The organism is Mesorhizobium sp. A623, from assembly GCF_054489405.1.
In genome coordinates this window covers 1-21,396 of record NZ_JBTMXB010000050.1, presented here as the reverse complement: position 1 = coordinate 21,396, position 21,396 = coordinate 1, and the positions used below count along the sequence as shown (strand labels likewise).

Below are 21,396 nucleotides of genomic sequence, written 5' to 3'. Positions count from 1 at the left end.
TCGCCCATATCCGCATGCTCACCAGACGCCTTGCAAGATATGGATGTAGTTGAAGCCTTTTCGAGTCCGACTCTGAGTTTCGCGGCGACCGTGCGCGGGCCGCCGCCCTCTCTTGTGTTACTGGCAGCCAGAGACGATTATCTTGCAGTTAGGGCAATCTTCCAGCGCCATTTCCTCGGCCACTTTCTGGCTATCGCCATACCCTATGCCATAGTTGACCCGATCTCCCGCATAGGCGCCACACTGCTCGAACCATACGGCTACTTCGCAGGAGTCGTTTCCGGCCTCCTTGCAGTTCTTCACGGCGTTTCTCTCGGCTTCCTTCTGTGTCGAACCCCATCCGGCACCATACCCGGCTTCTTCCGCCGCAACGCCTTGAGCGTCATTGACGGCGAATGCACCAAACGCGGATGCGGCACCGACATGCAGGCCGGACATAACTGCGACGACCAAAGCAATCTTGATTTTATGTAACACGAACGCCCCCTTGTCTGCGGCCGACACTATGCCGGACGCCCGCCCACCATCGGCGGGCTGCGAGTTCTGCATGAAAGATAGGGCGATAGCAATTAGCGCCTTACGAACAACCTCGCTACACGACAGGCCAGACGCAGCTACCTACGTGTTCGCCGTTCCATTCAAGAGCGCCAGATGGCCGACCACGGCATCACCTGTTCGATGAGACGGTCGGGCAATGTCTGGGACAATGCTGCGATGGAGAGCTTCTTCTCGTCGCTGAAAACCGAGCGGACAGCCCGCAAGGTCTACAGGACGAGGGATGACGCCAGGACGGACGTGTTCGATTATATCGAGCTCTTCTACAACCCTCGGCGGAGACACTCGACACTGGGCTATCTGAGCCCCGTCGAGTTCGAAGAACAAGCTATGTTAGCTTAACCTCGTGTCCGAAAAACCGGCAGCAGGCCAGTCTCCAAAACTCTATGCTGACGATTCGCATTAGCTGCTTCTCTACCAGACTGCTCTACGCATCGGCGACAGTCTTTTCCTTTCCGCCTAGTCGAAGAAGGAGACACTTCATCGTAGAGCTATCGAACGCCTCCACCTTGGGGGCGGCGTGCCATTTCCGCGACGCTAAAGGCCGCATTGAAAATATCGATCACTTGAAGGACTCATCGAAGTTAAACGGCTTGGAGACTTATTTCCCTTGGCGCACGCACAACGAGCCTAAGGCCAGCCAGGATAACCACGCCTCCGCAAAGCACCAACGCCGACGGCTGTTCGTTCAGGAACAGAAACGCCAGCAGCACGCCAATGACAGGCATAAGGAGGATGAACGGAGCGACCTGGTCGACGCGGTAGCTACGAAGCAATCCGTACCAAATCGTGTACGCGATTACGAAGCCGCCCACCGCCAAGACGAGGATCGCTCCCCAATCCAGAAAGCTTGCATTGAGCACGGCCTGACGTTGCCCCGTTTCCAAAAACAACGACATCGCCAGCATTTGCGGCACCGCGAGCGCAGACATTGCTCCCATGAGATATCCGCCCGCCTCCGTCGATTTGGCTCGTATGATCGCCTGGGCGACGCCCCAGCAGAGGGTTCCGGCAACGATCATCAACAGGCCCCGGATTTCGCCAACGGAATTTGGCAATCCCACGACAAGCGCAACGCCGCCAAGCGAGAGGATGATCCCGGCGAGACGGCGGCGATTGATCTGCTCCAGGCCAATGGCCCAAGCGGCCAGAACGGCGAAGGGGACCTGGGATTGAACCGTCATGACCGCCGTGCTGGCAGGAACGAGCGCGATACCGCTAAAGATCAACCCGCTTTGCACGCTTCCGCCCAATATCGATCCAACGACGATAACCCAAAACGGAGTCTGCCGCTTCGGGTTCGGGCGATACAAGGCGAGCGCCGTTATTCCGTAGATGATGCTCATCAGGAACAAAGGCGGAAAGCTCTGCATGGTGGGTTTGGCGATCGTATAGGCGATCGCCCACAAAGCGGGAGGCATGATGGCCAAGGCAACGTCCCGAGGCCTCATACCGACGCTCCCACATCAAGATCCTCGGATGATCCGGTTGCCATGAGATGCCCCGAAAATGACAAGCGTCGATCGCCGTTACGACCCAAGCCATGATCTGCCGGCCGCGCCGCGCGTGCAATCCTGTTCGCGGCAGATACCCCCCTAAATCGACCGCTGATTCACCCGCTTGGCGACCTGCTCCGCGCTTTCGACCCGCTCGGAATACCGGTCTGTCAGATAGTCCGAACGATCGCGCAGCAGCAGCGTGAACTTCATCAGTTCCTCCATCACGTCAACGATCCGGTTGTAATAGGAAGACAGTTTCATGCGTCCCGCTTCGTCGAATTCGGCGAAGGCCTTGGCCACCGACGACTGGTTGGGAATCGTGAACATCCGCATCCAGCGTCCGAGAATCCGAAGCTGGTTGACGGCATTGAAGCTTTGCGAGCCTCCCGACACCTGCATGACGGCGAGTGTTCGCCCTTGCGTCGGGCGAACCCCGCCCATCGACAGCGGCAGCCAGTCGATCTGCGCCTTCATCACCCCCGTCATGGAGCCGTGCCGTTCCGGCGAACACCAGACCTGGGCTTCCGACCAGATCGAGAGTTCCCGCAGTTCCTGCACCTTGGGATGATCGGCCGACGTCGAATCGGGAAGCGGCAGGCCCGAAGGATTGAAGATGCGGACCTCGGCACCGAGCCGACGCAGGATGCGCGCGGCTTCCTCCGTGGCGAGGCGGGAATAGGACCGTTCGCGCAGCGAACCGTACAGCATCAGTACCCGTGGCCTGTGGATGGCACGCGGCCCGTCAAACAGCACCTTTCCGTCGATCGGCGGGAACTGGTCTTCGTCGATGTTTGGCAACGAACCTTCGGGCAAATCGTGAATGTCAGGCAATGCGCTTGCCTTCCGCGTCGAGGACGACTTCACCGTCTTCCTTCGTGAACGGGCCGATGTCCGAATTAGGCAGCATGTCGAGAACAGCTTCCGATGGCCGCGCTAAAACAACGCCGAGCGGCGTGACGACGATCGGGCGGTTGATCAGGATAGGATGCTTGAGCATGAAACCGATCAGTTCGTCGTCGGTCCACTTCGGATCGGCAAGGCCGAGTTCGCCATAGGGCGTGCCTTTCTCGCGCAACAGTTCGCGCGGGGACATGCCCATGGCAACGATGAGTTCCATTAGCCTCTCCCGAGAGGGCGGGTTCTTCAGGTATTCGATCACCTCGGGTTCTTCGCCCGACTGCCGGATCATGGCCAGCGTGTTGCGGGAGGTTCCGCACTGGGGGTTATGGTAGATGGTGACGGTCATTCCGCGGCCCTTCCTGTCGACATCGTATTTTTGACGGCGGAGCCCTGCTCGTACCAACCCCTGCTGCGGTTCACGATCGATACGACCGAGAGCATGACAGGCACCTCGATGAGAACTCCGACGACGGTGGCGAGTGCCGCACCCGAATTCAGGCCGAACAGCGCGATTGCCGCCGCAACCGCGAGTTCGAAGAAATTCGACGCGCCGATCAGGGCGGAAGGTCCGGCGACGCAGTGCCGCTCGCCCGACACCCGGTTAAGAAGGTAGGCAAGTCCGGAGTTGAAATAGACCTGGATAAGGATCGGCACCGCCAGCAGCGCAATAACCAGCGGTTGGGCGATGATCTGTTCACCCTGGAACCCGAACAGCAAGACCAGCGTCGCCAACAGGGCGAAGAGCGACAACGGCTGCATCCTGGCGAGAAGCGCATCGAGTGCAGCTTGCCCTCTTGTAGCCAACAGTCTGCTTCGAACGAACTGGGCAACGATCACGGGAAGGACGATGTAGAGCGCGACCGACAGCACGAGCGTGCCCCACGGTACGGTGATCGCCGACAGTCCCAACAGCAGGCCGACGATCGGAGCAAACGCTACGATCATGATCGCATCGTTCAACGCCACCTGCGAGAGCGTGAAGTTCGGTTCGCCGCGCATCAGGTTCGACCAGACGAACACCATCGCCGTGCAAGGTGCCGCCGCGAGGATGATCAGGCCCGCGATATAGGAATCGACCTGCGCCTCGGGCAGCCAAGGTCGGAACAACCAGCCGATGAAGAGCCAGCCCAGAAGTGCCATCGAGAACGGCTTCACCGCCCAGTTGATGAACAACGTCACGCCGATGCCGCGCCAATAGGTGCCGATCCTGGCGAGCGAACCGAAATCGACCCGCAGCAGCATCGGAACGATCATCAGCCAGATCAGTACAGCGACGGGAATGTTGACCCTGGCAATCTCCGCCGCCGCTATCGTTCCGAACAGGCCGGGCAGCATGTGGCCAAGCACGATGCCTGCGACGATGCACAATGCCACCCAGACGGTAAGGTATTTTTCGACAAAGCCGATGCCAGGGCGGGCTGCCTCGCCCGCGTTCAGAACATGATCCGTCATGACGACTTCCCTCTCAGCCTGCCTTCGGCAAGTTGTGGCCGATCTCGTCGAGACGCCGTTGCAACGCGAGCTTGTCCACCATGTTGATCGGCAGGCTGACGAAAACCCCGATGCGGTTACTGAGCATGCGGTATGCATCGGCAAAAGCGAGGTGTTTCTCGGCGTCTGTGCCTTCCGCCGCAGCCGGGTCCGGCACGCCCCAATGTGCCGTCATCGGTTGTCCCGGCCATACGGGACAGGATTCGTTGGCCGCGTTATCACAAACCGTGAAAACGAAGTTCATCTCGGGAGCACCCGGAGCCGCAAATTCCTCCCAGCTCTTCGAGCGCGCGAACGACGTGTCGTAGTTGAGGCTCTTCAGCAACTGCAGGGCATAGGGATGAACCTCGCCTTTCGGCTGCGATCCCGCAGAGAAGGCTTTGAACCTGCCCGCGCCAACGCGATTCAGAATGGCTTCGGCGAGAATCGACCTTGCCGAATTTCCAGTGCACAAAAACAGGACGTTGTAGATCTGGTCAGTCATCGACTGATCCCTTCTAGCAGTTGCAAGTGACGGCCTGAATGACAGGCCTGCACAGCTCCGGCGCACCGTTGCAGCAGTCCTCCATCAGGTAGGCAAGAAGGTCACGAAACCCGGTCATGTCGGCGATATAGCGGATCGTACGGCCGTCGCGCTCGGCGCGGACCAGACCAGCATGATCCAGAACCTTGAGATGCGCCGACGTCGTATTCTGGACTGCGCCCAGACGCTCGGCGATCTCGCCTGCCGGAATACCCTCGCTACCTGCCTTGACTAGCAGGCGGAAGACCTCCAGCCGGGTGTCCTGGCCGAGGGCCGCAAGTGCGGCCAATGCCGATTTCTTATCCATATATCATCATCCTTGGATATTACGATACATATACCCAAACGCGCCCGACATGTAAACAGACCTGGTTAGGCCGAGTGATCGGCAGCTTGCGTAGCAGATACGGGTAGATCTTGTGGCCAGGAGCCGGCTTCGATGTATTTGGCCGCCGATAGATCGCCGCGATTCTCATCCGCTTCATCAGCCTCGCCACATGTAGCCGGCCGACATCGAAGCCCTCGCGAACCAGAAAGTCGCGCATCATCCGACTGCCCGCGAACGGGTACCAGCGCGACAAGGTTCGTGCCCACGTGAAGTCTTCCGACATCAGCCACACGTCCGAGGTGGCGATCAGACGGTTATCACCGACAAGCGTCGGATGTCCGCTCGACAACCCTGCAAGGCAAGGAACCATCCGGTTGCCAAGCATCCACCGATCGAGGATCGGCGCTTGCTTGCCCGCGATCGTCTCGGGCAGGTCCCCCTCAATGATTCGTTCCATGTCGGTCGACAGCGCCTTGAGGCGTTCCATCTCGAGCACGAACATCGGATCGGGCTTTTGGTTCTGGGTGAAAAGCAGCATCTGCAAGGCTCCAGCGTTCGGTCAGAAGATATGAGATCGAATCCTGTGATCTACGAAATCGATGGCACAGGCATATGGCGTCGCTTAACTGGCGTCCAGACGCCTAAGTCGATTTTATGTGCGCGAAATTGCGCGGCTCTGAGGGCCGTGATCGGGTGAAGTCAACAATTGGGCGCTCGTGGAATCGGCAGCTGGAAATCGAAAGCACGGCCGGTTAAAAGCACCGGATGAATGCTTCCTACGAATTCCTGCGGGCCGCCCGCGCATTGCTGGGCATGACCAACGTCGACTTGGCGAAGAAGGCAGGCGTCAGCAAACGTTCGCTTGTCCGCATCGAGGCCGGCGAAACAGTGCGGCCCGAAATACGACGCCGTGTTCAGGCCGTATTCGAGCAAAATGGGATCGAGTTTCTCGCCGAGACAAGTGAAACCGGAGCCGGGATCCGATCAGGAAAGGTGCCACGTGAGGCAAAGTGAAATTGGAAAGCACCTATCTGGAAGCCCAAACCGAAGAAAACGGCTCTTGCTCCACGATCGCTTTTCGCAAAAACATAGAGATGCCGTTATGGGGTCCGTACACTAACGATGGCAAAAAGCGAATCGCGGGTTTTTGGACGGCTCACGAAAAATTATAGCTTTTTCGTGGTACGACACTGTTCCCAATGACTGCATCATTGCTTCAAGTCGACTCTGGATACACACGGAATCGCTGTAATATCAGAGAGTTATCTAAAACGGCGCAGCGAGACGTGTGCCAATTTAGGTTCGCTATTTCTTGGAACCAATTCGCTAATTTTTGAATCCAATTCGCTAAAATTTTGGGACGACATGGATGAGCCGCCAAACTCACGATGATTCAGCTAAGTGATTGATTTTGCTAAAATGACAAACAATCATGATTCAAAATCCACAACTCTGCCTGATTCATTCGGCTCCCAATAAAAAACCGCCACTGAGGGCGGCAATGTAACTATTCAGACTTTCCCGATCGTTAAACCCCTGCCGGCATAGACGACTCCGCCGGTATCGCTTGCACTCGAATTAGGACGCGGCGCGGGGGGCGACGGTGCCCAGTTTCTCGATTGCTTCCAATACGTCGCGTCTCGGCCAGACAAATCCGCGAGCATCGATCAATGCAGCAGTCGGGTAAACTCCGCTTGCACGGAAAAGTGTTGGAACTTCCCGCCAACGCAATTTCATCCCCCGCCGTTGCAAAAGGCGCGGGATCCAAGCCTGCCTGGGAAACGAGCGGGAGGCAAAGCAAGCGCTGGCGGCCTTCCTCCAAAATTCGCCCGGCGAATCCATTAGCAAGGAACGCAGGGAGTGGAAGAAGATCTGGACCGCGCCCGGAAGCCTCGACCGCTGGATCGAACACAGGCGGATCGCGGGCTTGCCGGAGTAATGGCCAGCAGGGGGCCGGTTCCGGACAGTCCGGTCATGGAGAAATCTGGCGGTAAGCGGCCATTCTCCAACCGACACCATAGAAGACTTTGGCGGCGATTTTGTGGACCGGCAGCTATCAGGCATTCGAGCGCGGAGGACGAACGACCGAAATTGGGCGCTTTGCAGCCGGTCTTTTCGCAGCAGGCGCGCACCGGCGTTAGGTCGGTCGTGCCACGCAATGGGTTTGAGACATCTACCGGTGTCGATGACCCGAGGAAACGCCGCGCTAGCGATTTGCCCATCGGATAGCATCATCCAGGCGGTCATCTCCCCAGAACACTTCACCAGCCACAACGAATGTCGGAGAGCCGAAGACGCCCTGTGCCTTGGCTGCCTCGGTCGCCTCTGACAGTGCCGCAACGATTGCTGCAGATTGCGCCAGCCCCAGGACTCGCTCCGGATCTTGCCCGGCATCTTTCAAGCTCGCGGAGATATTCGGCTCTTCGCCGGCAGGCTCGCCGTCTTCGAACCATCGACGATAGGCAGCGCGAGTATAGCGTTCCGCCCATCCCTCAGCCCCGCCCAAAACCGCGATCTGGTTGGCAAGCACGAGACCAGGTAGTGGATATGGCGCCGGAATCGTCGGCAGGAGACCGTACTGGTGCGCCCGACGTTGAATATCCCGCCACATATATGCGGCTTTCACGGGCTTGCCCTTGAAGGGGATATTGTTCTGCTCAACCATGATGTGCCGTACGTTGAAGGGTCGCCATCGAAAGGCGGCACCGGTCGACCGGATCACATCGTCGAGCCGCATCACCGAGAGATACGTATAGGTGCTCCCAATCGAATACCAGAAGTCGATAACGGCCATGGCTCGCGCTCCAACCCCACGATGAGCGCGAATTGTACACTAGAGGCGGGCGAACGCTAATACTCCGGGAAGTTGCAGGATTGGCCAGCGCGATACTAGGCGGCCGGCTCTGTTCATCATGTTCTGTCGGTCAGCTTGCGGCCCGATAGCCACAAGAGAGCCGGCAGGGCCTTCATCATGCGCGGGCGGAGCCAAGGCAACGGCCACGATCCTCCCGGCGAACCGTTACTAAACGCGTCCTTTGGCGGCCCAGGCTCGTATGGCAAGCAGGATCTCCCCATCCGGCCCCGTGGGAAGTCGCTGCTGTATCTGATGCCTGAGACGCTCTCGCGCTTCATCGTTGAGCGATGCGCAATATTTTGGTGCTGACCCGGTGCCACCCAGGAACGGCAACCAGTAGTCGTCGAAGCTTTGGAAGGCGGCAGGGACGTCGATCGCCCGAACCTCCACCTCCGTCAGGCCGCTACGCCCAAGCAGTTGTTTTAGCGGTTCGGGCCGACAGATCGGTGCCTTCACGCCGTCGTCATAGTCTGCTGCGCCGGCGTCCAAGGCGATCGCGACGTCGAAGAACGTCCGCATCACCTGCATGTGCCCGGCGTAGTCCCAGACATAAAGTCCGACAATCCCGCCGGGTCGGACGATGCGGGTCATCTCGCGGATCGCCGCATCCTTGTCCGGAACAAAGTTAAGCACCAAACCCGACACGGCTGCGTCGAAGCTGCCGTTCTTCAGGTATCGCCTGAGCGTCACCTTCGGAAAGGCTCACGCGAGGATCTGACAAGGTGGCATTGGCCGCCTTCAGGAAGATATCAGAGCTGTCAATTCCGATGACTTCGGCAGGTTCGCAATTGGCAACTATGGTCGAGGTCAGGACACCGGTCCCGCAGCCCACGTCAATCCACCGTGCGCCGGGAACGACGTCAAGCCACTCCGTGAAGGTAGGGGCAATCCGGCGGCTCCAGCGGCCCATATACCGCTCGTAGGCGTCGCCTGCACCCCAGATATTTTGGTCCTGCGCAAGCATTCAGAACGAATTCCATCCAACGTGCCCCGCTCATCATGGAGCAGGACGGCAGGGGTGTCACCTCCCGGATTCTGTAATGCGTTGAATGCCAATAGTGGAGCCACTTCGATATTGTGATCAGCGCAACGTCAGCTTCCAGGGTGAAGCGATGGGCGCTTCTAGGGCTGAAATGGGGCGCATTGCTGCTCGGCAGCATTGAGGCCGATTCCGGTCCGTCCGGTTTTAGAAGATTTCGGTGATAAGCCGCCGTTCGGCCGCCGACCTCATGGCGGTCGTTCGCAGCCAGATTGAACATTCCCGAAAGCTGCCGTCGCAGAAAATGCTTAGGCGGGTGTTGAAATGATCCACCATCGCCATTATCTAGTGCGCTAGATACTAGTCTGTCAGCTAATCACTAACGGGTCAGAAGGTGTACCATGTCTGAACCAAACAGTGCCTCTCATCAGGTCAGGACACAGATTTCGTTCGCCGTTTACGGGGCGGCGGGCCGGATGGCTCGCATGCACAAACCGTTCCTCGAGCCGCTCGGACTAACCTTTCCGCAGTATCTCGTGATGCTTGAGCTCTATACCCAGGCGCCTCGAACGGTCGGTGATCTGGGAAACGTTCTCGGAATCGACACCGGCACGATCACGCCATTGCTCAAGCGCCTGGAGAGTTGCGGGATGGTGACGCGTATGCGCGACCCCGAGGATGAGCGTCGCGTCCGGATCGACCTCACTCCGGCCGGGCACGGCATCAAAAATGAGGTCTGGAGCATCTCCAACAAGATCAAAAGTGCCTGCCGAATGACCGAGGAAGAGGTGATCGCGCTCCGCGACACCCTCCATAATTTCGCGCACCCAGCGAAAAGCTAACCAAAGGATTGAACATGAAAATCGGAATCATTGGCGCCGGCAACATCGGCTCGCTAGTTGCAAAGAAGCTCGACGCCGCCGGTCACACCGTGAAACTGGCCAACTCACGCGGCCCCGTAAGCCTTGCTGACACGGTCAACGGCACCGGCATCCAGGCCGTGGAGAAAGAGACAGCAGTGCAGGATGCCGAGGTAATCATTCTCTCGGTTCCGTTCGCCAAGAATCCCGATCTTGCACCACTGCTTGCCAGCGCGCCCGCTAACGCCGTCGTAATCGATACCTCAAACTACTACCCTGCGCGGGACAACGCGATCGCTGACGTAGAAAACGGCAAACCGGAAACCGTTTGGGCGAGCGAGCAAATCGGCCGCCCGCTGGTCAAGGCTTGGAACGCGCTGCTGGCGCAGACCCTCGCCGAAGGTGGTTCGGAAGCGGGAACGCCAGACCGTATCGCCATCCCCATCTCTGGCGACGATTCTTCCGCCAAGAATCTCGTATCTGATCTGGTCAGCGCCACAGGTTTCGACACGGTGGACGCCGGGTCGTTGGAGGAGTCCTGGCGGCTGCAGCCGGGCACCCCGGCATATTGCACAGAACTGACCGCCGAAGATCTCAAGGCCGCCCTCGCGGCTGCCGACAGGGACCGCGCTCCCAAGAACCGCGATGCGATCATGGACGTTTTCTCCAAGCCTGACGCAGACTTCACGCGGTCTGGGGCTGTTGCCACAAACCGCTCGCTCTCCGCCTGACGAGTTCTTGGTCACCCGCAGATAGTGCGGGTGACCAATCCCAAACGCGTTAACTTCCATACTTCTCTAGTGCACTAGAATATCGGATGCTCGTTAATGCCCGACACCGCGATCCCATTGGCAGCGATAACTCGGCCCACATGGCTCTCAGCCAGGTGCCTGGCGCATGCCTTGGGTTGATCCCGAAAACTACGCCAGCTTCGACGCCAAAGTCCGCTACGCGCAAGCAGCCGAACGTGGGAAGATGCAGTTCTTCTTCCTGCCGGATGGCCCAGGACATGTCGGCGACATCAGAAACGAGGCGCCACACTTCAATCTTGATGTGATGCTCCTCTTGCTGCAATAGCTCGCGGCACCGATCGCATCGGTCTTGTTTTGACGGTTTCAACCACCTTCAACGAACCCTATAACATCGCGCGTCAGTTCAAGGCGCTTGACCTGATGAGCCATGGGCGCGCGGGCTGGAATGCGGTCACGTCGAGCGGCGAAGACGTCGCGGCCAACTATGGCAAGAGAGTTCCGTCCAGTGGCGATCGACAGCCCCTTTCATCTGCCTGTTTCCATAAGGAGGATTGAAATGAATCAGACCAACTTCGGTGACATCGCGTCACCACAAACCCGTCGTCATCGCCCGAAGAAGCTGCTGACCGTAGGCCTGGCGCTTGCCGCTATCAGCATGCTGACGGCGATGTCGCCTATTCCCGCACAGGCTCAACAAAAGACATCCTCGGGCGCTTTGTCCTGCGATGGTGGGATAGAGGACGCTTTGGCCAGTGTCACCGACACCAAGGTGTTGCTCGTTCGCCATTTTGAACAGGGCGAGCCCTTGATCCTGGGCGATGGTGCCGATGCTGAGGCAGCGACTGCAGTCGAAGGCACCGGGAGCGCTAGCGCACCCGTCGCCGGCGTGGACCTCTGTCTCGTCAAGCTGCTCGTCGGCCCTGGCAATCCGGGCCCAGAGGATGCGCCTTCCACGTCAGCAGGAATCGGCATCGAAGTGCTACTGCCGGCTCATGACGCCTGGAATGAGCGTATCCGTGCCTATGGCAATAGCGGCTGGGCCGGTACACCACAGGCCAGCCTAGATGTGGTTGCCAGCGATGACATCCATGTCGCTGCCGCTACAAAAGGGTTTGTCGTCGCCACGTCGGACCATGGGCACCTCGGTTCACCGATCGATCCTTCTTTCGCCATGAACCCGGACGGGAGCATCAATACTGTCGGATGGAATGACTTCTCCGAACGAAGCCTCCACGAGATGGCTGATAAGACCAAGCTGCTGACCAGGCTTTTTTATGGCCGCGAGCATAGCTACGCCTATTGGGATGGCTTCTCCACCGGAGGGCGGCAGGGCTTGAAGCTGGCGCAGGTCTTCGCGGACGACTTCGAGGGGGTCTTGGTGGGATCTCCGGCGATCAACTGGACCAGGTACCACACCGCCGGTCTTTACGCGCAGATCGCGATGCAGCAGGACCTGGGCTACCTGATCACACCGAACAAACTCACCGCAGCCACGAACGCAGCCATCGCTGCCTACGGCGGCACGGGGCTTGGCTTCCTGATCGACCCGCTATCCTGCGAATATGATGCGACTCAAGACGCGGCGATCCTTTGCGATGGACAGGCGAGCAATGGCGGGACTGGCACCAGCACGACCGAAACCTGCCTGACCGTTGCCGAAGCCCAGGTCATCAACAAGATCTGGTATGGACAGACAGCCGATGGCGCGGCACCGGCTCCAGCCGAAGATAATGGTGGAACCAATATTCTTGCTGACGAAAATCGGATCTGGTTCGGCTGGACCCGCGGCACCGACCTGGCCACGACACCTGCCGGTGGCGCCCCGGGCGTAATCCTGGCCGCCGATCAAACAGCCTTGGAAATGCAGACCCCCAAGTTTGGCAGCGACTTCTTGGTCAATGCGACCGGAAAGGGCGAGAACGGCTGGCGGAAAGATGGTGATGTATCAGGGCCTCGCGGATGAATACATCCCGGCACAGGGTGCGATCAACTATTACGATCGTGTAATGGGCCAAATGGGCGGCTCGGATGCTGTGCAAGAGTTCTATCGCTTTTATCTCGTTCCAGGCTTCACTCACAGCGGGCGTCAGGAAGGCCAACCCACCGTGCCAGTCCCGCAGCCAGCCTCCGGTCGCGACGAAATGTTCACGGCAATGCAGAACTGGGTCGAGAACGGAGAAGCACCGCAAGCGATCGAAGTGCAGTCAGCCGATTTGAGCGTTTCCTTGCCGCTGTGCGTATACCCGCTGAAGATCACGCATGTCGGTAGTGGCCCGGTCAACGCGGCGTCGAGCTATCATTGCAGCTAGGGTATCGCAGTCCTAATAGATCCCAGAAGGCGTAACGGCACTCTGGGATCATCTGGTGGTCAAACCGAACTCCTGAGAATGTTGGGCTTGCGTTGGCTCCACGGAAAAAACTAAAAATGTCCGCTTTCGTAGTGATTATCCTTGAAGCAGACTGAGCGCTGCCCACCCAATAGGTGACCTAGACGTCGCCCCAGATGCTTCCACGTGGGAAATGATTTCCCCTCGCGGATATGGGGCCGCTACCTGACTGTCTGGTATCAGGTATTGCTCTGAGGAAAGCTGCAGTTCGGCAGCCGACCCCATATCGCTCGAAACGGCGGCCCTGGCATCTCACCGAAAGCGGACATTTTATCGGTGTAGGTGATGACGGCTTCGCGCCACAATCGGCCATGATAACTTAACAGGGTTGGGTGCGAAGCGTAGCCGCTCCGCGCGGTTACGGTCTAAGTATCACCGGCCCATTGGATTGGCCGCTTTCGATGGCTTCATGGGCGGCGGCTGCCTCACTGAGGGGGAACACCTTTGAGAACGTGGTCGAGAACACGCCGTTCAAAGCTGCACCGAGGACGTCTGCGGCTCGCTTCCTGTATTCGTTCACGTCAGTCGCGTGTGCTGCAAGCCCTGGTCGGGTGAGATAGAGGGACCCCTTGGCGTTCAGCGTGCCAACTTCGACGGGCGGAGGTGCACCGGTTGAGGCCCCGAAGGATACCATAAGCCCGCGCGGGCGCAGACTGTTTATGGAAGCCTCGAAGGTGAGCTTGCCGACGCCGTCGTAGACGACATCGGCCTTGTGGCCATCGGTGAGGGCTGCGACTTTCTCGGCGAGATCACCTTGCCCCCAAACCAGGACATCGTCGCATCCAAGCGTACGCGTTCGGTCCACGCTCGACTCCTTCGAAACGACACCGATCACCGTCGCCCCAAGGTGCTTTGCCCAAGGTGCCATGATCTGGCCGAGCGCTCCCCCTACGCCGTAAAGCAACACGACTGTACCCTGGCCGACCGCGTAGGTTGATTTCAGGAGGTACTGCGCCGTTATGCCCTTGAAAAGGACGGTCGCTGCGGTTTCGAAAGAAACCCCATCAGGCAGCGGGACGACCCGATCCGCGGAAATGGTGCGGCTCTCGGAATAGGCTCCTACAGGTCCCAGGATGTAGGCGACCCGATCTCCGACCTTGAAATCCGTCACACCCACACCGACCGCGCTGACAACTCCGGCAGCCTCAAGCCCGAGACCGGACGGCAGAGGTATCTTCACCGCGCCATTTCGCTGCGTGATGTCGAGGTAGTTCACACCGATGGCGTCGTGTTCGATGACAACTTCATTCGGTCCCGGCGCGACGGCATCTACTTCAGTGGCGTGCAGTACATCGGGACCACCGGTCTCGGTAAATCGGATTGCAACAGGCATGCGGACCTCCCTGGTGATGGAATTCGTGGGCCACGATTACTAACCCGGCAGACGCTCCGACGCCAGATCGGAACAAGGATGCCTCCGACGACGGACACCCAGCCCATGATGAGCCTCTTCGGGTTAGGGATGGCCCGGCGAGCTTCAGCGTCGTCGCGACGACGTCCGCTTTTGAGATGCGCGAAGATCTTCGCAACGGCGAGCTTGGGGCGAGTCCCTACCCGGCAGCCATGGGGCCGTTTCCCGCCAGTCCGCTACCGGAGCCAAGTGGGCGGATAGCTGCCATTCGGCAACCGACCCCATCTCGGACCAATCTAGTTTAGCGCAAGAAACGGGTGTTGCGGCTGATCTCAGCGGGTACTGTCCTCTCAATCCCGACCGCGGCAGGAGTTTGTAGAATGACGTCGGACAATCAACAAAGCCGAAAAGCTCACAACGAAACAGTCGACAAGATGCGAAATCCCTACGGCGTGATGGATGTCCCCGACCCGTTCGATCGGCAGGTCGAAGAGTTCGCTGCGACCGCAAATCTCGATGGGTCAGCGAACGATGAAAACGCGTCGGTCTGGTTCAGGGACACAAAGCAAGACATGAACGACACGATCGAAGGCAAGTGGTGCAGTCGCTGGAACGGTGGGCCGGATCCCACGATCCCCGACGATACCAAGGCGAAGTGGAAGCCGGGCCGAGGGGAAGCAAAACTGGTTGGAGACAGGATCTATTTTCTATTTGATTGGGACAATGGCGCGCGGCGGGGCTTGATCGAAGCGCGTTGTAAAGAGCCGGATAGGCTCGTTGGAAAGTACATCAATCTGACCTCTCCTGAGATTAAGGTTCCGTGGGTTGGCATCGTGGTAAACGATCAAAGGATCGACGGGCGTCACGCCGGAGGTCGCCTGGATTTCCGCAGATAGAAACTCTGACCGCGGATGCTATTTGGTCTACTTCCGCGGAACACCTAACCGATAACGTCGGGAATACCGCGGTCGAAGATGACCGGGCCGTGCGCGACAGGCCTCCCGATACGATCGCATTTCCCTGTAGGCATTAGGGCTGCAAAAGCCTCGGAGTCGGCCCAAGACAAGGCGGTGCCGCCTATGTCTACCTGATCTTGTTTGATGGCGCGGCGTTGGATTCGCGATCCGGCAGGGTTTCGACCGCAAGGCGGTCACCAGTCGCCCGACATGCCGAGTCCAAAAGCAGATTCCCTGGGGCATGTCATCGGAGAGGCTCCGATCTCCTGGCTCCAAGCATGAGGCCCCAAGCCGCTTGAACACCGGATGCCTGCCAATTCTCGACCAAGCACGTTAAGTTTACAGTGCCCTTGCATTCCTTTCCGTTGCACCGGCGACCACCAGGCCCATGAGAGGCCCGATGGCCTATGCGTTCACCCAGCATTTGGTCAGCGCGTGACTGCCCATCAATTCGCCGTTCGGATCGTCCACCCAGCCGCCGACCCTGGGGCCGCTGGCATCGATGTAATTGTTGAACATCGGCACGATGACACCGCCTTCGTCGCGCAGGATCGTACCGGCTTGCCGGTACATGACCATGCGCTTGGCCGGGTCGAGTTCGGCGCGGGCGCCGATGATCAGCTTGTCGAAATCGTCGCGGAAGAAACGTGTGTCGTTCCATTCGGCATCCTTCAGATAGGCAAGCGAATAGACCTGGTCCTGCGTCGGGCGGCCTGTCCAGTAGGACATGGAAAACGGCTGCTTGTTCCACACTTCCGTCCAGTAGCCGTCACCGGGTTCGCGCCTGATGTCGAGCGTGATGCCGCATTTGGCGGCGCTTTGCTGGTAAAGCTGGGCGGCATCGACGGCGCCGGGAAACGCTACATCCGACGTGCGCAACAGAACCGATCCCGTATGGCCCGACTTCTTGTAGTGGAAGGCGGCTTTGTCGGGATCGAATTTGCGCTGCTCGATATCGTCGGAAAACAGTGCGTAGGCCTTCATGACCGGCATGTCGTTGCCGACCGTGCCGTAGCCGCTGAGGATCTTCTGCACCATCTCGTCGCGGTCGACGGCATATTTGAGCGCCAGCCGTAGGTCGTTGTTGTCGAACGGCGCGGTGTTGCAGTGCATGATGAAGACGTAATGGCCCTTGCCCGGCACGTTGCGGATTGTGACGCCCGCCGCGCGTTCCAGAAGCTTGACGATCTTCGGCTCCACGCGATTAATGAGATCGACCTGCCCACCCTGGAGCGCGGCCGAGCGGGCGGTGGCGTCGTTAATGACGGTGATCTCGATCTGGTCGGCATGGCCGCGTTCTTCGCGCCAGTAGCCTTCGTATTTCTCACCGACATGGCGCACGCCGGGATTGTTGACCGCTATTCTGTATGGGCCTGTGCCTATACCGGCGATTGGATCGTCCCGGCCGCCGTTCGGCTGGATCATCAGATGATAGTCGGCCGCCACATAGGGAAGGTCCGCATTGGGCTCCTTCAGCGTGATGACGACGTTGTCGCCATCCACCTTCACGCTTTCGAACCCGGTCAGGAAAGGCAGAGCCGCGGATTTAGAATCGGCGTCGCCATGGCGCTCCAATGTCGCCACGATGTCCTGCGGCGTCAGGTCCTTGCCGTTGTGAAAGGTCACGCCCTTGCGTATCTTGAAGGTCCAGACCTTGGCATCGGGGGAAGAGTCGTAAGATTCGGCCAGCTTGGGCTCGATCTCGCCGCTCGGCGTCACGTCCAGCATCTGTTCGCCCCAGCAGCGGCCGAACGTGTAGGGTATCTGGTTGGTCCATGTGCCGGGGTCGAGGCTGTCGGTAGCGCCGCCTCCGACCATCCCGGCCTTCAACGTGCCACCCTTCGCCGGCACCTGCGCCCGCGCGGTACCGGCCAGTAAGGCATTGGCGGAAAGCGCCGTGACGCCAAGTACGGCGGCACGGCCGAGAAAGTCGCGCCGCGACAGCCTGCCCACTACAACGAGACCGCTCAGATGTTCCATTTCTGCCGACATGGACGTACTCCTCAGTTCGTGATGCCCGTAGCGCCGCCGCCTGTCTCCCGGCGACTGCGCAAGACCGGTTTGCTAGGCTCTATTTTCCTTGCCCCGCTGTCAAACCCATATGACGATGCCTCCAAACGAGGGAATACCGCCCGCGATGGCCAAACGGCCGGCCGCCGCTCCTTGGGGAAACACCGAGTGGAGGTCCAGCCATGGGTAATCGCGCCGGAGGACGACGCGCGGGGCCGAAATGCATCGCCATCGTCGGTCCCCTTTCAAGCGGCAAGACGACACTTCTGGAAGCCATTCTCGCGCGAACCCTCCGGACGTGCCCACTAGAAGCAGGTCATTCCATTGCTTAATATTGCTGCGACAGCTCGACCAGGGTCTTCTCGCCGCGGATCGCGACAACAGCCACCTTTGCCTTGAATTCGGGGCTGTGGTTACGGCGGGAACGTTTCGTCATGGTCTCTCCTGTTCCCGGCTTTCATGCCGCGTTCAGGCGAAAATTCCACTCATCCCCCCGTCCAGTTTTGCTCATCTATAGAAAATTTGAAACAATTTTCTTGATTGAATTGAACGCTCTTTAAGAGATCATGCGTACAACGAGAGTATGACAAATATACCACGCTCGGCGGGTACGGAAGTGTCGGCTGACCATCTGGCAAAGTCGCTGATAGCGTTGCAAAGCGACATCCTCGAAAAGGTGGCCTACGGCGAACCGTTGTCATCGGTTGCCGATCATCTTTGCAGGCGGGCCGAGGCGGTCGCCCCAGATGCCTTCTGTTCAGTTCTCACCGTCGATCGAGATGGCAGACTGCAGACGCTTGCAGGTCCGAGCCTTCCAGAGCGGTACTCGCGCGCAATCGACGGAACTCTGATCGGGCCCAATAGCGGTTGTTGTGGCTCGGCGGCATATCGCGGCATTGCCGTGGAAGTCACCGATATTGAATGTGACCCACTTTTCGACGACTACAGGTCGCTTATACTTCCACTTGGCTTGAAGGCCTGCTGGTCCAGTCCAATCAAAGCTCGGGACGGCCGCGTCGTCGGGACTTTTGCATTTTATTTTCCTACCCCCCGAGGGCCGACGGACATCGAAAGGGAAGTGGTTGCGCGCTGCACTCATCTTTGCAGTATCGCCATTGAACACGAGGAGATCCGACGGCGCATGCATGAACTGGCGTTCGTCGACACCTTGTCGGGAGCGCCTAATCGCGCCAGTTTCAATCTCCGCATCAGCCAATTGACGGGAGCGAATCCAAAGCCGTTTGCCCTGCTGTTGATCGACCTCGATCATCTGAAGGAAATCAACGACACCTTGGGACATGCTGGCGGCGACGTTCTGATTCGAACTACTGCGCTGCGTCTCAAGACCGTGCCGATCGTCATCGAGGCCTTTCGTATCGGAGGTGACGAATTTGCAGTGGTCGTATCGGGTTGTCGCACGTCATCCGAGATGGCCAGGGCGGCACATGTCTTGATTGAAACAATCAGTATGCCACTCCAGTATGGCGGACATACGATCGTGTCTTCCGTGACTGTCGGCGGTGCACTTTATGGATGCGACGGCATCGACGCCGAGATCTTGTACCAGAACGCCGACTTTGCCCTCTATCACGCAAAGGCAGAATGCAGAGGCGGTTTCATTCCCTTCGTGCCTGGGATGCGTACGGCTATCACCCACAGGATCCACACCATACGTGAGGTCGGTAACGCACTATCAGAAGGCCGCATCTTCGCTGCCTATCAGCCAATCGTGCGCATCGACACTGCCGAGATCGTTGGTGTGGAGGCGTTGGCACGCATGCGTACTCCCGAAGGGCGAATTGTGCCCGCCAACGAGTTTCACGAAGCCATCTCGGACCCACGTATTGGCAACAATCTTACCATGCAGATGCTGTCGGAGGTGGCCGCGGACGTCAGAACCTGGCTCGACAATGGCATTTCACTCCAGCATGTCGGCATCAATGTTGCGAGCCCAGATTTCCAGAAAGGCGATCTCGAAGACCGGATCGTGCAAAGCTTCGCTGCCGCCGATGTTCCGCTCGAGCATGTCATCCTCGAAATCAATGAAACGGTTTTTATGGGCGGCCGCGACAATCACATAGCGCGAGCAGCGGAAAACCTGCGGGCCAAGGGAATGCGCGTTGCGCTTGATGATTTCGGCACCGGCCACGCCTCGCTTACCCACCTCCTGAATTTTCCCGTGGACTTCATCAAGATCGACAAGTCATTTGTTGACCGGATGATTGAAGACCAGCGGAGCCTGGTAATCGTCGAAGGTTTGATCGAAGTGGCACATAAGCTCGACATGAAGATCATTGCCGAAGGAATCGAGACGGAGGAACAGGCCAACAAACTGGTGTCCCTTGGCTGCATACTCGGCCAAGGCTATCGTTACGGGCGTCCCGCCTCAGCGGCGACCACCCTGGAACTTCTGCGGCGCTTTACACAACAACCCGACAGGCCTTCAAAATATCAAGTGCCTTATCGACTAAGAGCCTGATGGAATTCGGCATTCGAGTCGCATGCCGAAACGGTTTGATCGTGCCACAAGCCATCATCCAGGGCTATTGAGCCAAGTCCCACGGTCGCCTTGAGTCTCAAGAAACTCGCCCTTTCGATGGATGCCGGGCAGGCGCCGTTATGGATCAATGTGGCACGCCGTCAACAAGTATCGCCTGCCAGAATCGCGCCCCGGGAATAGGTGACGGCGCTGGTTACCGTGCTCTCCGGCATGAGGCCGGGAACGAGTCAGCTTGCATCAGGCGATCGAACTCGTCGCGCCTAGCCTCAGGGGCCGCGTCGCCGCCGGCAATGTCTGCTTTCAGGATCTGGCAAAGCTGGTCTCTATGGCCGACATTGGGCGCGTTGCTGTCATTTATAACGCAGAGATGTTGCCTCCAACGGGTCAGCCATTCGCCTTCACGCCGGGTCCTGCCGGGGACGCATCCGGAGTTGTCTTAGGCTGCGCGCCTACGCCTGCACCGTAAGCACTGGATCGAAATTGACGTTTTCATCATCATAGCCGCGGGGATTGCAGACGATACGCGTGTCGCCAATCTTGTAGTCGCAGCTATCATGGGTATGACCGTGGACCCATAGCGCGGGGTGTCCGCTCTCGATCACGTCGGACAGATCGCTCGCATAGGCGGCATTCAGCAGATCACCCTTGAAACGCGGCGGAACAGAACGCGCGTGAGGAAGGTGGTGCGTCACAACGATGGTCGTGATCGGATCGGCCCTCATGGCCGTGTCGATAAACCGCCTGGAATCCCGATGCATATTATATGCGGTTTCCGGGACAAAGCGCTGCCAAGGATTCCGGTGCTTGGCGATCTGCTTATAATCGTTCATGCGCTCACGGGCGTTGAACATCGCCAGTTCACGATGTCCTTCGATCCGGTAGTCTGTCCAGAGCGTGGCGCCGATAAAGCGGACGCCGTCGATAACAACAAAATCATTCTCCAGGAAATGAACATCCGGGAATTGCTTGGCCGCGGTGTAACCGTCCTCGAGCCCTTCGCGGATCGAGCCCTTGTAGAATTCATGGTTTCCGGCAACGTACACGCACGGCATCGAGGGTGCGATATGTTTTGCCAGCCAATGGACGCCATTTGCCGGCGCACGGCAGAGATCGCCAGCGACAACACAGACGTCGGCATCCGGAATGACCAATGGTTGCCGCAGGTCGGCATATTCGAGATGGAGATCGGAAAACAGCCAGATTTTCATGGGATCGAATCCTGTGTTTCATTCATGCGGGCGCAACAAAGCGATCCACGAATCCTTGGTTCGCGGATATTGCATTGATTGTTGCGGTCGGTGGCCGGATCAGCCGGGTGGCGGCGCCAAGCGATGTCTCACTTGCTCCAGCACCGCTTCGAGTTCCTGTCCTTCCAGTTGTCCGTCGTCAGATCATTTGGCTCAGATTGGATCGCAGATTAGCGAAGTGTCGGCCTCATCTTGGGGTTGATG

At 58.6% G+C, this 21,396-nt stretch carries 20 protein-coding genes and 4 pseudogenes; 10 read left to right on the top strand and 14 right to left on the bottom strand.

Features of this window, described 5'->3' with window-relative positions; all coding sequences use genetic code 11:
* Positions 1–117: 117 nt before the first annotated feature.
* Positions 118–438, bottom strand: coding sequence for a DUF4189 domain-containing protein (locus ACX3P1_RS25690; RefSeq protein WP_459082400.1), 321 nt, complete (start codon positions 436–438; stop codon positions 118–120).
* A 204-nt stretch (positions 439–642) separates the two neighbouring features.
* Here ACX3P1_RS25690 and ACX3P1_RS25685 point away from each other — a divergent pair.
* A pseudogene (locus ACX3P1_RS25685) lies at positions 643–897 on the top strand (IS3 family transposase); the annotation flags it as partial.
* Positions 898–1,139: 242 nt separating this feature from the next.
* Here the strand turns inward: ACX3P1_RS25685 and ACX3P1_RS25680 are convergent.
* The 7 genes and pseudogenes from ACX3P1_RS25680 to ACX3P1_RS25650 form a co-directional block, all read right to left on the bottom strand.
* Positions 1,140–1,976, bottom strand: a complete 837-nt coding sequence (locus ACX3P1_RS25680; RefSeq protein WP_459082399.1) for a DMT family transporter — start codon at positions 1,974–1,976, stop codon at positions 1,140–1,142.
* A gap of 174 nt (positions 1,977–2,150) precedes the next feature.
* Positions 2,151–2,885, bottom strand: a complete 735-nt coding sequence (gene arsH, locus ACX3P1_RS25675) for an arsenical resistance protein ArsH (protein WP_459082398.1) — start codon at positions 2,883–2,885, stop codon at positions 2,151–2,153.
* Positions 2,878–3,300: an arsenate reductase (glutaredoxin) gene (arsC, locus tag ACX3P1_RS25670; RefSeq protein ID WP_459082397.1), complete on the bottom strand. Its 423-nt coding sequence runs from the start codon at positions 3,298–3,300 to the stop codon at positions 2,878–2,880. The genes arsH and arsC overlap by 8 nt, the downstream gene beginning before the upstream one ends.
* Complete coding sequence (gene arsB, locus ACX3P1_RS25665) at positions 3,297–4,406, bottom strand: ACR3 family arsenite efflux transporter (RefSeq protein WP_459082396.1); 1,110 nt, start codon at positions 4,404–4,406, stop codon at positions 3,297–3,299. The genes arsC and arsB overlap by 4 nt, the downstream gene beginning before the upstream one ends.
* A 13-nt stretch (positions 4,407–4,419) precedes the next feature.
* Complete coding sequence (locus ACX3P1_RS25660; protein WP_459082395.1) at positions 4,420–4,929, bottom strand: arsenate reductase ArsC; 510 nt, start codon at positions 4,927–4,929, stop codon at positions 4,420–4,422.
* Between the two features lie 13 nt (positions 4,930–4,942).
* Positions 4,943–5,275 carry an ArsR/SmtB family transcription factor gene (locus ACX3P1_RS25655; protein ID WP_459082394.1) on the bottom strand — a complete coding sequence of 111 codons (333 nt, stop codon included), beginning with the start codon at positions 5,273–5,275 and terminating at the stop codon, positions 4,943–4,945.
* 58 nt (positions 5,276–5,333) lie between these two features.
* Positions 5,334–5,537, bottom strand: a pseudogene (locus tag ACX3P1_RS25650) (IS3 family transposase); the annotation flags it as partial.
* 524 nt (positions 5,538–6,061) lie between these two features.
* Here ACX3P1_RS25650 and ACX3P1_RS25645 point away from each other — a divergent pair.
* Positions 6,062–6,310: a helix-turn-helix transcriptional regulator gene (locus ACX3P1_RS25645; protein WP_459082393.1), complete on the top strand. Its 249-nt coding sequence runs from the start codon at positions 6,062–6,064 to the stop codon at positions 6,308–6,310.
* Positions 6,311–7,502: 1,192 nt separating this feature from the next.
* Here ACX3P1_RS25645 and ACX3P1_RS25640 read toward each other — a convergent pair.
* Entirely contained in the window at positions 7,503–8,090 is a 588-nt protein-coding gene (locus tag ACX3P1_RS25640; protein ID WP_459082392.1) for a DsbA family protein, read from the bottom strand.
* A 228-nt stretch (positions 8,091–8,318) separates the two neighbouring features.
* Positions 8,319–9,060, bottom strand: a pseudogene (locus ACX3P1_RS25635) (class I SAM-dependent methyltransferase).
* Positions 9,061–9,530: 470 nt separating this feature from the next.
* On the opposite strand from ACX3P1_RS25635, the gene ACX3P1_RS25630 reads away from it, so the two are divergent.
* From ACX3P1_RS25630 to ACX3P1_RS25605, 6 genes are all read left to right on the top strand, one after another.
* Positions 9,531–9,971, top strand: a complete 441-nt coding sequence (locus ACX3P1_RS25630) for a MarR family winged helix-turn-helix transcriptional regulator (protein ID WP_459082391.1) — start codon at positions 9,531–9,533, stop codon at positions 9,969–9,971.
* A gap of 14 nt (positions 9,972–9,985) precedes the next feature.
* The gene (locus tag ACX3P1_RS25625) at positions 9,986–10,720 is read left to right on the top strand and encodes an NADPH-dependent F420 reductase (protein ID WP_459082390.1); all 735 of its coding nucleotides are present in this window, start codon (positions 9,986–9,988) and stop codon (positions 10,718–10,720) included.
* A gap of 166 nt (positions 10,721–10,886) precedes the next feature.
* Positions 10,887–11,066, top strand: a complete 180-nt coding sequence (locus ACX3P1_RS25620; RefSeq protein WP_459082389.1) for a hypothetical protein — start codon at positions 10,887–10,889, stop codon at positions 11,064–11,066.
* A gap of 29 nt (positions 11,067–11,095) precedes the next feature.
* Entirely contained in the window at positions 11,096–11,296 is a 201-nt protein-coding gene (locus ACX3P1_RS25615; protein WP_459082388.1) for a hypothetical protein, read from the top strand.
* Positions 11,247–12,704 carry a tannase/feruloyl esterase family alpha/beta hydrolase gene (locus ACX3P1_RS25610; RefSeq protein WP_459082387.1) on the top strand — a complete coding sequence of 486 codons (1,458 nt, stop codon included), beginning with the start codon at positions 11,247–11,249 and terminating at the stop codon, positions 12,702–12,704. The genes ACX3P1_RS25615 and ACX3P1_RS25610 overlap by 50 nt, the downstream gene beginning before the upstream one ends.
* Complete coding sequence (locus ACX3P1_RS25605; protein ID WP_459082386.1) at positions 12,682–13,050, top strand: tannase/feruloyl esterase family alpha/beta hydrolase; 369 nt, start codon at positions 12,682–12,684, stop codon at positions 13,048–13,050. Before ACX3P1_RS25610 ends, ACX3P1_RS25605 begins: the two co-directional genes overlap by 23 nt.
* Before the next feature lie 436 nt (positions 13,051–13,486).
* Here ACX3P1_RS25605 and ACX3P1_RS25600 read toward each other — a convergent pair whose 3' ends face one another.
* Positions 13,487–14,461: a quinone oxidoreductase family protein gene (locus ACX3P1_RS25600; protein WP_459082385.1), complete on the bottom strand. Its 975-nt coding sequence runs from the start codon at positions 14,459–14,461 to the stop codon at positions 13,487–13,489.
* A gap of 398 nt (positions 14,462–14,859) precedes the next feature.
* On the opposite strand from ACX3P1_RS25600, the gene ACX3P1_RS25595 reads away from it, so the two are divergent.
* Positions 14,860–15,375: a hypothetical protein gene (locus ACX3P1_RS25595; protein WP_459082384.1), complete on the top strand. Its 516-nt coding sequence runs from the start codon at positions 14,860–14,862 to the stop codon at positions 15,373–15,375.
* Positions 15,376–15,840: 465 nt separating this feature from the next.
* On the opposite strand, the gene ACX3P1_RS25590 is transcribed toward ACX3P1_RS25595, so the two are convergent.
* Positions 15,841–17,427, bottom strand: coding sequence for an ABC transporter substrate-binding protein (locus ACX3P1_RS25590; protein WP_459082383.1), 1,587 nt, complete (start codon positions 17,425–17,427; stop codon positions 15,841–15,843).
* Positions 17,428–17,776: 349 nt separating this feature from the next.
* Positions 17,777–17,881 (bottom strand): annotated as a pseudogene (locus ACX3P1_RS25585) (transposase); the annotation flags it as partial.
* A gap of 180 nt (positions 17,882–18,061) precedes the next feature.
* Here ACX3P1_RS25585 and ACX3P1_RS25580 point away from each other — a divergent pair.
* Positions 18,062–19,924: a putative bifunctional diguanylate cyclase/phosphodiesterase gene (locus ACX3P1_RS25580; protein WP_459082382.1), complete on the top strand. Its 1,863-nt coding sequence runs from the start codon at positions 18,062–18,064 to the stop codon at positions 19,922–19,924.
* A 470-nt stretch (positions 19,925–20,394) separates the two neighbouring features.
* Here ACX3P1_RS25580 and ACX3P1_RS25575 read toward each other — a convergent pair whose 3' ends face one another.
* A complete protein-coding gene (locus ACX3P1_RS25575; RefSeq protein ID WP_459082381.1) occupies positions 20,395–21,153 on the bottom strand; it encodes a metallophosphoesterase in 759 nt (252 codons plus the stop codon).
* Positions 21,154–21,396 lie beyond the last annotated feature (243 nt).